Origin of the sequence: Methyloversatilis sp. XJ19-49 (genome assembly GCF_024580145.1) — a bacterium.
Lineage (GTDB): Bacteria > Pseudomonadota > Gammaproteobacteria > Burkholderiales > Rhodocyclaceae > Methyloversatilis.
This window is the reverse complement of sequence record NZ_JANINI010000005.1, coordinates 138,377-151,456: the sequence shown is the minus strand read 5'-3', so window position 1 is coordinate 151,456 and position 13,080 is coordinate 138,377. Positions and strand designations below refer to the sequence as shown.

At 65.9% G+C, this 13,080-nt stretch carries 7 protein-coding genes; 4 read left to right on the top strand and 3 right to left on the bottom strand.

Annotation, left to right across the window (positions count from 1 at the left end; translation table 11 throughout):
* Positions 1-76: 76 nt before the first annotated feature.
* A complete protein-coding gene (locus NMQ16_RS08005; protein WP_257080004.1) occupies positions 77-742 on the bottom strand; it encodes a laminin B domain-containing protein in 666 nt (221 codons plus the stop codon).
* Between the two features lie 171 nt (positions 743-913).
* On the opposite strand from NMQ16_RS08005, the gene NMQ16_RS08000 reads away from it, so the two are divergent.
* From NMQ16_RS08000 to NMQ16_RS07990, 3 genes are all read left to right on the top strand, one after another.
* Positions 914-1,390, top strand: a complete 477-nt coding sequence (locus tag NMQ16_RS08000) for a ribonuclease HI family protein (protein ID WP_257080003.1) — start codon at positions 914-916, stop codon at positions 1,388-1,390.
* 164 nt (positions 1,391-1,554) lie between these two features.
* On the top strand, positions 1,555-4,299 hold the full coding sequence (locus tag NMQ16_RS07995; RefSeq protein WP_257080002.1) for a response regulator: 2,745 nt from the start codon (positions 1,555-1,557) through the stop codon (positions 4,297-4,299).
* Between the two features lie 4,043 nt (positions 4,300-8,342).
* Positions 8,343-9,662, top strand: a complete 1,320-nt coding sequence (locus tag NMQ16_RS07990; protein WP_257080001.1) for a hypothetical protein — start codon at positions 8,343-8,345, stop codon at positions 9,660-9,662.
* Positions 9,663-9,699: 37 nt separating this feature from the next.
* On the opposite strand, the gene NMQ16_RS07985 is transcribed toward NMQ16_RS07990, so the two are convergent.
* Complete coding sequence (locus tag NMQ16_RS07985; RefSeq protein ID WP_257080000.1) at positions 9,700-10,710, bottom strand: sodium-dependent bicarbonate transport family permease; 1,011 nt, start codon at positions 10,708-10,710, stop codon at positions 9,700-9,702.
* Between the two features lie 89 nt (positions 10,711-10,799).
* Here NMQ16_RS07985 and NMQ16_RS07980 point away from each other — a divergent pair, with 89 nt between their 5' ends.
* Positions 10,800-11,681: a LysR family transcriptional regulator gene (locus NMQ16_RS07980; RefSeq protein WP_257079999.1), complete on the top strand. Its 882-nt coding sequence runs from the start codon at positions 10,800-10,802 to the stop codon at positions 11,679-11,681.
* Between the two features lie 185 nt (positions 11,682-11,866).
* Here the strand turns inward: NMQ16_RS07980 and NMQ16_RS07975 are convergent, their stop codons facing one another.
* Complete coding sequence (locus tag NMQ16_RS07975) at positions 11,867-12,712, bottom strand: hypothetical protein (protein WP_257079998.1); 846 nt, start codon at positions 12,710-12,712, stop codon at positions 11,867-11,869.
* Positions 12,713-13,080: the final 368 nt, after the last annotated feature.

Sequence of the window (13,080 nt, the reverse complement as noted above, 5' to 3'; positions counted from 1 at the left end):
GCAGCCGGTCGGGGGAGGGCGGATTATAGGGGAAGCCGGCCCGTGCGCCGACGCGGCGCACGGTGATGGGGACGGATCAAGAGCGGCGGCGCGCCGCAACGCCGGTCAGCACCAGGCCGGCCAGCAGCAGCGCAGCGGACGCCGGTTCCGGCACGGGTGCGGCGGTCAGGAACACGTTGTCGAGGCGACTGTTGTCGAATCCGCTCACGTTGCGATATTCGCCGCGGATGTAAAGCGCCGTCAAGTCGCCAAGCACAGTCGCGAAATCGCTGTCACCGGCGTTCGCGCCAAGAACATTCCCCACACGCCATCCCGTTCCGCTGACCAGCTTGACACTGTAGCCCGTCCAGTCCGTACCCGGGTTGTAGTCGAACTCAAATACCAGCGTGAGCCCGCCACCGATCAGGATGACATCGCTGTTGTCGAACTGCCCGGTCGTCCGCTCCTGGCGAAGGTCGTAGCTCAACATGCCGCCGAAGGCCGCAGACATGTCTCCGAGAAAGCTCGTGGGTGCAACGTAGTACCAGGTTTCGCCAGTGCCGATGTCGACCGCACCGACGTTGCCGCCGGGATTGCCGTTTGAGCCGGACCAGCCGAAATTGCGGGCATCATTGATGAAGGTCCAGCCTTCGGCATCGGTGTCGAAGGTGCTCGATGCAAGCACGTCGGCTCTCGCGGTGAAGCTGACCGCCAGCAGGGCGGGCAGAACAAATGCGTACAGTGTGAGGATGGTAGGTGTCATCGTTTTTCAGCCTCCGTTCCAGGGTTGTTTGGGTGCTAAGCAAATGTCGGACCATTTGAAGAAAAGTTTCATCGATTCAGTCGCTTGCTCATGTCATGCAGGCGGGGTGTAAAGCAGGGCGACACTTGGCCCTGTGCGATCATGGTGCTTTCGCATTTCAGGCCCCCCCTCATGTCAGTGGATCCGGCCCTGGCATCCGCCGCCTGGCAACTGTGGTTCGACGGCTGTGCGCTGCCCAATCCCGGCCGCCTCGGCCTCGGCGCGCTGCTGGTGTCGCCGGAGGGCCGGCGCATCGAGCTGTCGCTGGCCGGCAGCCGTTACGGCTGCAGCAACGAAGCCGAACTCGAGGCGCTCGGAGCGGCGCTCGACCGCGCCCACGCCGAAGGTGCGCGACGGCTCACCGTGACCGGCGACAGCGACTTCGTTGTTCGTCACCTGCGCGGCGAACAGCGCACCGCCGTCGTGCCGCTGCTCGAACGGGTCGTGCATATCGAAGCGCTGCTCGCCCGCTTCGAATCGGTCAGCCTGGAATGGGTGCCACGCCACCGCAACCGCGATGCCGACCGCCTGTCGCGCGCCGCGCTCGGCCTGCCGGACAAGCCGGCGACGGTGCCGGGGCGGGGCCGGGTGAAACGCAGGGCGCGGTAGTCGGAGCAGCGCCAGGGCGATTGCTCCCCCCTAATGTTTCTCCGTTCCGGAGCCGATAAACAGGACGGACAGCAGATTCCCTTGCCATCGGGATCGGCTCCATTTTCCTGACGGCGCAAAGCGGTCGGTCGAGATCACCCAGACACGCGACAGCCTGAACCAGCATGAAGCACTCCGCACACCTGCCGCAGTCCGACCTGCCCGACAACGTGCTGCGGACTGTCGACCCGTCGCGTTTCCGCACAATCCTGATTGTCACCATCGGCGCGCTGATGATCGGTCTGTACGTTCTCGCCGACCGGCTCGCAGCGCGCACCGAGGAAGATGCGCTGCACCGGCTGGCGAGGTCGCATGCCGACTTGCTGATTTCCTTCCGGAATTTCTATTCGTCGCGTCTGCTCCCGATTGTCCGTGAGCATTCGAAGCTGATGATCACGCACGATTACAAGTCCAGGCCCGGAGCCTTGCCCATACCGGCCACCATGACGCTGGATCTGGTCGATGAGATCGCCAGGTCGAACCCGGAGATGAACCTGCGGCTGGTCAGCCCCTATCCATTTCCCTGGCGCAAGGTCACGCTGGACGCCTTCGAGACCGAGGCGCTGGCTGCGCTCCAGGCCAGTGGCAAGGACGAGTTCCTGCGTCTCGAGGATGCGCCTGGCGGCAAGGTGTTGCGCTACGCCGCACCCATCCGGCTGGCTGCGTCCTGCGTCGGTTGCCACAACGTCCATCCGGATAGCCCGAAGCGGGACTGGAAGGAAGGAGATGTCCGCGGGATCCAGGTCATGTCGCTGCCTCTCGAAGGTTTGTCCTACGACAGTCACCCGCAGCATTTCCTGTTCGCCACCCTGCTGCTGCTCGTGTTCGCTGCGGCTGGCGGGGCACTGATCTGGCTGCATGGCCGGAATGTCCATGCCGTGCTTCTGGCGCAGGCGAACGCTGAAGCCCTGCGTGACCGCCAGCGCGCCCTTGATGCGCATGCCATCGTCAGCATCACTGATGAGGCCGGGACCATTCTCTACGCCAACCAGCAGTTCTGCGTCATTTCCGGCTACGGCCCGGAAGAACTTCTTGGCCGGAATCACCGCATCCTGAAGTCGGGCGTCCACCCGGACACCTTCTACAGGGAACTATGGGAAACGATCTCCCGCGGAGAAATCTGGGAAGGTGAAATCTGCAACAGGAAGAAGGACGGCGGTCTTTACTGGGTCAAGTCGACGGTGGTGCCTTTCCTCGACAGGCATGGCCGCCCGCGTCAGTACATCGCCATCCGAACCGACATCACCGCACGCAAGGCGGTCGAAGCCGAGCTGATTGCCAAGCGGACAGAAGCCGAGGCAGCCAGCCGGGCCAAGAGCGCCTTTCTTGCCAACATGAGCCACGAGATACGAACGCCCATGAACGGCATCATCGGCATGACGGATCTCGCGCTGGACACCGACGCCGAGGCCGAGCGGCAGGAGTACATGAAGATCGTCAAGAACTCCGCGGAGTCCTTGCTGGGCATTCTCGACGACATTCTCGATTTCTCGAAGATCGAAGCCAACAAGCTGATGCTCGAACACGTCGGTTTCGGCCTGCACCAGACGATTTCCGAAACCCTCAGAACCCTCGGTCCGCGCGCCGGCCAGAAGGGCGTGGAGCTGATCTGCGACGTCGCGGGCGATGTGCCTCAGTATGTGCTGGGCGATCCGACGCGTCTGCGTCAGGTGTTGATCAATCTGGTCGGCAATGCCATCAAGTTCACTGCCAGCGGCGAAATTGTGGTGACGCTGGCTGTCGAGGCGCAAACCGATGCGGCGGTCACCGTGCAGGTGGCGGTGCGCGATACGGGCATCGGCATCCCCGCCGACAAGCTCGACAGCATTTTCGAGGCCTTCTCTCAGGCAGATCAGTCAACCACCCGCCGATACGGCGGCACGGGTCTCGGGCTGTCGATCTCGAGCCGTCTGGTCGAGCTGATGGGTGGCCGCATGAGTGTCGACAGTGAAGTGGGCAAGGGCAGTACTTTTCACTTCACAGTGCTGCTGGGCTTGGATGCCACACCGGTCACGCCGCCGGCGACCGAACCGTTGGCCGGCAAGCGGGTGCTGGTGGTCGATGACAATGCCGTCATGCGCGAGATTCTCCGGCGTCAACTGGCTGGCTGGGGCATGCAGGCGACAGCAGCCGGTTCCGGGGCGGAGGCTCAGGATCTGTGCATTCGCCACGACTGCCGGCCGGATCTGGTGCTGATCGACCAGCAGATGCCGGAAATGGATGGCCTCACCCTGGCGGCGTGGATGCGCGAGCAGCCAGATCTGCGAAGCACGCCTATGCTGATCCTCTCGACCGGCCCGCTGAAGAACGATGCGGAACGCGCCCGCGGCCTGCAGTTGAACGGTTACCTGACCAAGCCGCTGACCGATGTCGATGTGCTCCAGGGCGTGAAACGCGCGCTGGGCATGGACATGGCCGCTGTGCCGAGCCGCGCTCAAGCCGCGCAGCCGCGAGCCGCGGAACGTGTTCTCGATGTACTGCTGGTTGAAGACAATCCGGTCAATCAGCAACTTGCAATCCGGCTGCTGGAAAAGTGGGGGCACACGGTCACGCTGGCCGTGCATGGCCGGGAGGCCGTGGGTCGGCTCGGCGCGGGCGAGCGATATGACCTGGTCCTGATGGACATGCAGATGCCGGTCATGGGAGGCATCGAAGCCACCCGGCTGATCCGAGCCCACGAAGCCGAATGCGGCCTGGCGCGAGTGCCGATCATCGCGATGACTGCCAACTCCATGCAGGGCGACCGCGAACTGTGTCTTGAAGCCGGCATGGACGACTATCTGAGCAAGCCGATCAGTCAGGTCGAACTGGTGGAAAAATTGCGTCTGTTTTCCCCGCCCCTGCCGGCACGCGACAGCATGCAAGCCTAGGACCGCGTCCTTTCCAGACTTCGGTTGAGTTTTCTTGACTCGTGGCGCCGCTGTTTCAGGCCATTGTCGTGAAACCTTCAAGAAGCGTGCATACCCTGTCGACCGATATCGATGCCTGCTCGCCGGGCATGAACTCACCGACAGGAAGCCGTCATGCCACGAACCGTTCCGGACCACCTGCGCACCGGCCGTTCTCCGACGTCCTCCGTTCTGCTGTCGCTGCTGCTGGCGCTCGGTACCGGGTCGGTTTTCGCCGCGTCAGAGAATTCCGGGGGCGCGGCCGGCTTGCCGGGGGCCTCCGGCGCGGTGGCGGGCCAGGCCGGAGAATCGGGTGGGGCCGGTGAGTCGGTGTCGCTCCGCGTCGGGCCGAACGCCGATGAATCGAATTCAGGCACGGCGAGCGCTGGCGGGGGCGGTCACGGCGGAGACGGCGCGGCCGGCTCCGCGCTGAAGGCCGGGGGGCGGGGCGGCGACGGCGGCGCAGGCGGCCTTGCCGATGTCGCGGTTCATACCGGGCTCGACAGCTTGTCCGCCGTATCCGGGGCGGACGCAAAGGGCGGTCGCGGTGGCGATGCCGGGCGGGGTGGCGCGGATGGAGGAGCAGGCGCCGGCGAGGGCGGGCACGGCGGGGCCGGCGGCAATGCGACGGCGAATGCGGTGGCAGGATCCGCAACGGCCAACTCGGTACAGGCGCGGGCAGAAGCCCGGGGCGGTGACGGCGGGCGGGCGTTCGGGCTCGGGCGCAGCGGCGGGCAGGGTGGCAAAGCGCACGTGACGGCAGGGGCCATTACGAGTCCGGAGTACGGCTTCGCTGCTGTGGATGCCACCGCTTACGGCGGTCACGGCGGCCATGGAGAGGCTGGCGCTGCCGGAGGACAGGGCGCAGCCGTCTTTCTCGAAAACGCGGTGGGCGGCAATGGGCCCACCTCACTTCATCTCTCACAGAACGCTTGGGGCGGCAGCGCGGGAAATTCAGACAGCAGTTTCGCGGGCATCGCCGGTGAAGCAGGGTCTCGGTTTGTTCTGGGCAGCGCAGACGCGCCGATCATCATTGCCCGCACTCTGAATGTGGGGCTGACCGCCCGTGGTGGCCATGGAGGTGACAGCAACTCCGGTCTCGCGAGCAGCGGTGCTACTGCCAGCAGCCTGCTCGACATTCATGCAGGCAGCGGTTTGAGAGCGACCAGTGAGGCATTCGGGGGGCATGGTGGTGGCGGCGGCAGCGCCTCTCAGGCCGGGGATGGCGCCGCAGGCGGCAGCGCCAGTGCATCCGGGTCCGTTCGCAACACGTTCGACGAGGCCACCAACCTCAGTGTTTCTGCGCGCGGAGGTGATGGCGGGCATGCCTACGGAGGCGGACGCACGGCAGGGCGCGGCGCGGACGTGACACAGATACGGGGTTATGTGGAAGCCGCAGCGGGCGACGCCCGCTTAAGTGCGTCTGCGACCGGAGGGCGCGGGGGCGACGGTCATGACGGCGCTCGGGGTGGTGACGGCGGCGATGCTCACCTCCTCAATGCGGTGGCTGTGCGGGCTTTCGGAAGCGTCAGTCTGTCCCAGCATGTTGCTGGCGGGAGCGGCGGTCAGACCGGTCAGACCTTCGAAGGCATGGCCGCGAAGGGTGGGCATGCATCGTCCGTGCTCGAGTCGGCCGACATGACGTCACGCTCACTCTTGATCTCAAGCTCTGCGTCCGGTGGCGCCGCGGGTTCCGTGCAATTCGGAACGACGTTGCAGGGTGGCAACGCGCGAGCCCACGCGGGGCATTCCAGTCAGCAGACCTTCGACCCGCGTCCGATCGAACTGCGTGCGGCCGCCGGCGGTGGTGCCGGCAGCAGTGTGACCGGTCATGGGAGTGGCGGTGAAGGCGGTCATGCCGAAGCCACTGCTTTCGGCGGCGACGCAGGCGCATCGATGCGCATGACGGCATCGGCAACGGGCGGCGTCGGCGGCGATGGACGGGGCGTCGGTCAGCGAGGGGGTGGGGGTGGGGGCGTTTCCGTTTCAGTGCGGGACGATCCTCTGGTGTCCAGGCATCACCTGAACGCCGAAGCCACTGCGACGGCGCGTGGCGGCAACGGNGGGGGGGGGGGGGGGGGGGCGTTTCCGTTTCAGTGCGGGACGATCCTCTGGTGTCCAGGCATCACCTGAACGCCGAAGCCACTGCGACGGCGCGTGGCGGCAACGGTGGACGAGGGCTGGCCGGTGCCGATGGCGGGCGCGGCGGCTCCGTCTCGCTCTCGGATGCTTTCACTGGCTTCACTCAGGGCTTCGTCAGACTGGAACAGGAGGCCTATGGCGGCAACGGGGGTGAATCCGAGGACAGCTTTGCAGGCATGGCAGGACAGGCGTTTTCGATATTGACCCGGCGAGCGCCTCCTTCCGGCGCGCACCCCGGAGATGTCCTGCTGGCCGCTTCCTCGAACGCCCAGGGCGGCCATGGCGGCGATTCAGTTCGTGGCATCGCAAGCCGAGGTGGCGATGCACTCAGTTTCGTCGACGTGTCCGCGACCGAGATACGGAGCGTGTCGAGCCACGCAACCGGCGGCTGGGGTGGCGAAGGTGGCAGTCGCACGTCTTCTGGCGATGGTGCTGACGGCGGGAGCGGAACAGCCGTGGCAATCGGGCATTCCCTCTCGGGCACGGTGATCCTGGGCGCAACGTCAGCGGGTGGCCGAGGCGGGACCGGGCATGGTGCAGGACGACAGGGCGGGAACGGAGGTAAAGCGGGCGCAGCCACCGTATTCGCCCAGGCCCCGTCGGGCCGAGCCTCGGTCAGCGCTTCCGCTCTCGGCGGCGATGGCGGCACTGGTAACGATGGCGCGAGCGGGGGACGTGGGGGTGAAGCCCGCCTCGACAACGCGGTCAGCGCGAGCATGGCTCGAGAACTGTCCCTCCTGCAGACAGCTCAAGGTGGTTGGGGCGGATATTCGGCACTTGCGAACGCTGGTGACGGCGGCGATGCAGTGACGATACTGGAAGCCGGCCACGCACCTTCGCACCGCCTGCAGCAAAGCAGCAGCGCACGCGGCGGAGTCGGGGGAACGACCACAACTGGGCGCGCCGGCGCTGGCGGCCAAGCCCGCGCGACAGCCAGCGGCGGTGCAGCAGGTGACGTTCTGATGAGCGCGTTCGCGACCGGCGGTGACGGCGGGGGAGCCAACAGCGCCGGACGTGCCGCAGCGGGGGGCGCTGCCGATGCCAGTGCGCGCGGTGTGGGGGACGCAAGTGCAACAGTGTCCGCAACCGCCCGCGGTGGTAAAGGGGGCGCAGTTTCTGCCAATGGGGGTGAGGCGGGTCATGGCGGTACCGCCACGGCGCGCGCGCGCGCGGAGTCCGCGTTCGGCCGAGCCCGCGCAACAGCAGAAGCCATCGGCGGCGACGGTGGGCGCGGTCGCAACGGCGGGGGTGGGAACGGCGCTTCGGTATCGCTCGAGAACAGCGTCAGCGGCAACGCGTGGTTTGGTCTGACCCTGGACCAGGTCGCTCGTGGCGGCAACGGTGGTGTCGGTGACGTGACTGGCGGTGCAGGCGGCAGCGCTTACAGCGCGCTTGAAATCGGCAGCGCGGACGCACCGATTCAGGCCTGGACCCTGCACATGGTCAGCAGCGCCTACGGTGGCATAGGTGGTTCCGTCCGCAGCGGCGGTGTAGCTGCGGCGGGCGGGGAGGCGTATGCGATCGCAGCCGCGTTCGGCAGTCACACCTCGAGCGTGGTTGCTGCGTCCCAGGGTGGAGCAGGTGGCGAAGGAGATGTATTCACGGGTCGCGCGGACGGCGCCGTCGGCGGCACAAGCAGAAGCGTCGCCCGTGCAAGTACGACGGACCACGGCACTGCGCGCGCAACCGCCATTGCATCTGGCGGACGAGGTGGCGATGCCAAGCGGCTGGGTTCCCTGGCGGGGGCCGGCGCGCATGTCGAGCAATCGACGGCGTATGGCCGGTCTGCGTTCGGAGATGTGAATGTGTCGGCTACCGCCGGTGCGGGTGGCGGTGGTTCCGGGAACTTCGGGGCAAACGGCGGGCGCGGTGGCGATGCACGAATGATCGATGCCGTCAGCGGCAGCACGCTAGGTCGTCTTTCGCTGAGTCAGACGGCGGATGCCGGGTCGGGCGGTTACTCCGAAAACCGTCTGGCGGGCCATGGCGGCAGTGCGCTTTCATCACTCACCTACTCGGACGCCAACGCGCAGGACCTCGCCGCCGTGGTCCGGGCAGTCGGTGGTCGGGGCGGACGGGCGGGTGCCGGCAGCGGGCATGCCAATGGCGGCGATGCGATGGCGTCGCTGACGCTGAACTCAAGCCGGCAGGGCAGCCTGGTCAATGGAGAGGCCCGGGCTGAAGGCGGCAACGCAACCGGCACCGGCCTTGGTGGTGCCGCGCGCGCCGTGATAGCCGTGTCGGGAGAGGGACACGTCAGCAGCGTCGGGTACGCATCGGGTGGGCTTGCGTCACCGGGGCGGGCGGGGGCAGCCTCTGCGGAGGTGGCAGCCATCAGTACCCAGCGCGGTGGAAGTGCGCGTGCCGAGGCCACTGCGCTGGGTGCAACGCATCAGTCCGATGCCCTGGCCCGCGCCGATCTCGGCGCCCCGGGCCGAGCGGAGGCGTCGGCTCATGGTGACGGCAGCGCCGGCCGGGCGCTGGCACAGGCCGGCGTTCAAGGTGGAGCAGGGCGCAGCGTCAGCGCCAGCGCGCACAGCGATGTGTCGGGCCAGACCGACAGTCACGCCCGCGCCGTCATGGGTGGTTCGCTTGATTTGTGGCTTGACCCGATAGCGCCCGCGGCCGGTCTAGGGGCGTTCTCCTACGTCGTTGCGGGCTCTGGCGAATCCGGCGGGGCGAGTGCGGGCATGCACGCCCGACCGGACGTCCAGCTTGTGCCGAGCGTGATCGGCCATGGCAGGATGGGCGCAGGTTACGGCGGCGCGGCGAGTGGCGTGCGCAGCTACTCAGCCAGCGCGGTTTTCACCTTCACGCAAGAGGCGCGCAGCGAACTCGTCCTGGGGATGCTCGACTTCACTGCGAACGGGCGGGGCGATGACTTCACCTTGCGTTTCAGTGTGACCCACTTCGATACAACCCTGTTGGAACATTCTTTCAGTGGTTTGAGCGCCGCCGAAAGCTGGTTTGCCGACCAGACCCTCCATCTCGGCACATTCGAAGGCGAGACGGAAATCGGCCTGCACCTGACGCTTACCGGGGATTTCGCCCAGTCCGCCGACTTCAGTTACATGCTCTCTGCACCCGTGCCCGAACCCACAAGCGCAGCGTTGATGCTTGCCGGGATCGCGCTGCTGCGCTTTATGGCGCGGTGGCGCAGTGCGCAACAGAGCTCTCCAGATCCGGAAGACTGGACGTCCTGAGCACCCAGCCGGCCACTGTCGTGGTGCTGCCGCCGACTCAGCCCAGCGCCCATGCCGCTGCAGCCGCATAAACCGGGATACCGATGAGCAGGTTGAGCGGGAAGGTGACGCCCAGACTGAGCCCGAAGTAGAGAGCCGGGTTGGCTTCCGGTATCGCGGTACGCAGCACGGCGGGTACCACGATGTAGGACGCGCTGGCCGACAGCACCATGAGCAGGGTGGCGTCGCCGGCGCCCATGCCCAGCGCGGCAGCGAGCGTCAGGGCGACGGCGGCGTGCACGACCGGGGCCACGGTGGCGTAGACCAGCAGCCAGCGTGACGCCTTGCGCGCCAGGTCGAAATTGCGCGCCACCATCAGGCCCATGTCCAGCAGGAAGAAGGCCAGCATGCCCTTGAACAGGTCGCCAGCGAAGGGCTGCATCACGGCCTTGCCGGCTTCGCCGCTGAAGTAGCCGATGACCATCGCGCCGATCAGCAGCAGCTGTGCGCCGTCGGTGAAGGACTCGTGCAGGATGCGGCCGATCGGTGTGCCCGGTGCGCCAGCGCCTGCCGTCATCACCGCCGCGCCGCCGCCGGAGGCCACCACGGCGGGGGTACTCACGGCCTGCCGCGCCGCATTCGCGAGCAGCACGGCCATGATGATGGCAGGTGATTCCATCAGCACCATGGCTGCTGTCATGTGGCCGCCGAAAGCGGTGCCGGTATTGTCCAGATACTGCGTGGCAGTGACGAACGTGACTGCGCTGACCGAGCCGTAGGATGCGGCCACGGCCGCTGCGTCGAAGCGCGACGCCACCCGGCGCAGCAGCAGATAGCCGATCGATGGCACCAGAAAGGCCATGAAGACAGCTGCAGCCAGGCCGGCTGCCACGCCGGGATTCATGCCGGATTGCGCCAGGGCGAAGCCACCCTTCAGACCGAGCGCCATCAGCAGGTAGAGCGACAGGAATTTCTTGATCGGCTCCGGAATGTCGAGGTTGGAACGCAGCGTGCCGGCCAGAACGCCAAACACGAAGAACAGGATCGCGGGGTCGAGCAGTGTGTGCATGGGGGCAATCTCCTTTCGCCCCGGATGCTAGGTTGTGCAGCTCATCGAGTAAAATCGATTTTGGTGTCTCGCAACATAGATAAAAACTTATGAATATAACCTTCAGGCAATTACGTCTTTTCCTGGCGCTGGCCGAAACCGGGAGCGTGAGCGGCGCTGCGCGGGCGGTGCACGTGACGCAGCCCACCGCATCCATGCAGCTGAAGGACATGAGCGAAGCCGTCGGGCTGCCGCTGTACGAAGTGGTGGCGAAGAAGGTGTATCTGACCGACATCGGCCAGGAACTGGCAAAGACTGCGCGCGCCATCGCACAGTCCTGGGACGCCTTCGAGCAGGAGGCCGATGGTGCCCGCGGCCTCACGCGAGGCAAGCTCAGGGTCGCGGTCGTAAGTACCGCGCAGTACTTCATGCCGCGCCTTCTCGGCAGTTTCTGCGCCCGGCATCCGGCGATCGACGTGTCGCTCGAAGTGCTCAACCGCGACGGCGTGGTGCAGCGCCTGCGCGAAAACATGGACGACCTCTACATCATGTCGATGCCGCCGGCCGACATGGACCTGAGCGACGACATCTTCATGACCAATCCCATTGTCGTCGTGGCGCCCGCCGACGATGCGCTCGCCAGCTCATCTTCAGTGCCGCTGGACGCTCTGCGCAGCCGCCGCTTCATCCTGCGCGAACGTGGCTCCGGCACCCGCATGGCGGCCGACCAGCATTTCCGCAGCCACCGCTTCCGTCCCGACATCCGGCTCGAACTGGGCAGCAACGAGGCGATCAAGGAAGCCGTCGCCGGCGGCCTGGGCATCGCCGTGCTTTCGCGCCACGCGCTGCACGGTCTGGACGGCGAGCACGGCGTGAGCGTGATCGACGTCGACGGGTTTCCGGTGCTGTCGAACTGGCACATCGTGCATCCGGGCGGCAAGAAACTGTCGCCGCTGGCGCGCGCGTTCAAGGCGCATCTGTTGGCCACATGAACGCGTGCCCTGACTACGGACTCCGTGTACTCGAAGAGGCCAGGGCGACCGGCTGCGTTACAACATCGTCGTTGAAAGCAGGACCTTTCCTCGCGCACTGCGATCGTCTGCCGCGATTTCATGTCGGCTGACGACGCGACGCGCGTGTCCGAGGCACCCGCCGAATGCGAACAACGACGGACGGATCAGACGCGCGCTCGACGTGCGGCAACCGTGCCGATCAAGGTGAGCCCAGCCAGCATCAGCGCATGGACCTGCGGCTCAGGTATCGGGATGGCGACGCCGAAGGTACCCGACCCCGATTCGACGACAGAAAGTTCCTGCGGCAGGATCAGATTCAGGAAAGCCGTGTTGCCGAGATCACCCGATACGGTGAAGCCTGCTGGCACCCGGGTTGCCGTAAAGCTGACAAAAGCCTCGAATTCCATATCGATTGCCGAGCCAGGCGCCGCGAACGTCAGCTGGCGTGTGACGCTCAGCGTATCGTTGATCTCACCCGCCGCGGTGTAGCGGCTGGAGTCGGTCGTATTGAGTCCGACCACGGGGCCAAACGTCAGCAGGCTGTTGGCGCTGACATCACCCGATACGCCAGAAGTCACCAGATTTCCCGTCACCACGAGCTCAAGCGTGACATCGAAGGTGCCGGCAACCGCCGAGGTGAGCGACAGCACATCCTTTGCCTGGGCATAGACGTTGATCAACGGCACACCGAAGCCGGAAAAATCGGTACCGGTCGGATTGGTCAGGCTGCCGCCGACCTTCAGGAGCTGGTTGCCGATATCGGAGACGGCCATGTAGGAGAAGCTGCCGGTCGTGCCGCCGGAAATGCTCACCACAGAGCGGTCGTACGGCAGATCGATTTCGGATTCGATCGCGTTGGCCAGCGGTGCATTGGCGCCGAAGGCGTCGGTATCGACGAGCGCCCGCACTTCCAGACCTACGTTGTTGACCAGCACTGCGGACGCCACGCCGCTGTGCAGGGATGTGATCGCCGCGAGAGCAATACCCGTCAATACGTTAGAAGCCTTCATGTCTGCCTCCTGGGGAAATGGATGTCACGCAATCCGGGTGACCGTGACCCTTCCTCATGCTGGGCGATCATCTTGATGCCCGCCATATGCCCTCGAGATTCAGTGTGCAGATATTCACGGGGAATGAAGAGAAACACAAAACTGCAACAAATCACAATGGCGCCCGGTGCCTGATACCTGCAGGGCAGGGCAGGGCAGGGCAGGGCAGGGCAGGGCAATGCTGTGTTGCATTGGGAAGAGATCGCTTCCGCGAACAGCGAGGTCCTTTGTCGAAGCGGAACTTGTCTGCGATGCAGGCGTTGGTCGAGCAGCTCGCCGAGGGGCTCTCCTTGTGGGAGCGGCGAGCCGTGCTCGCCGAAACCCCTCGC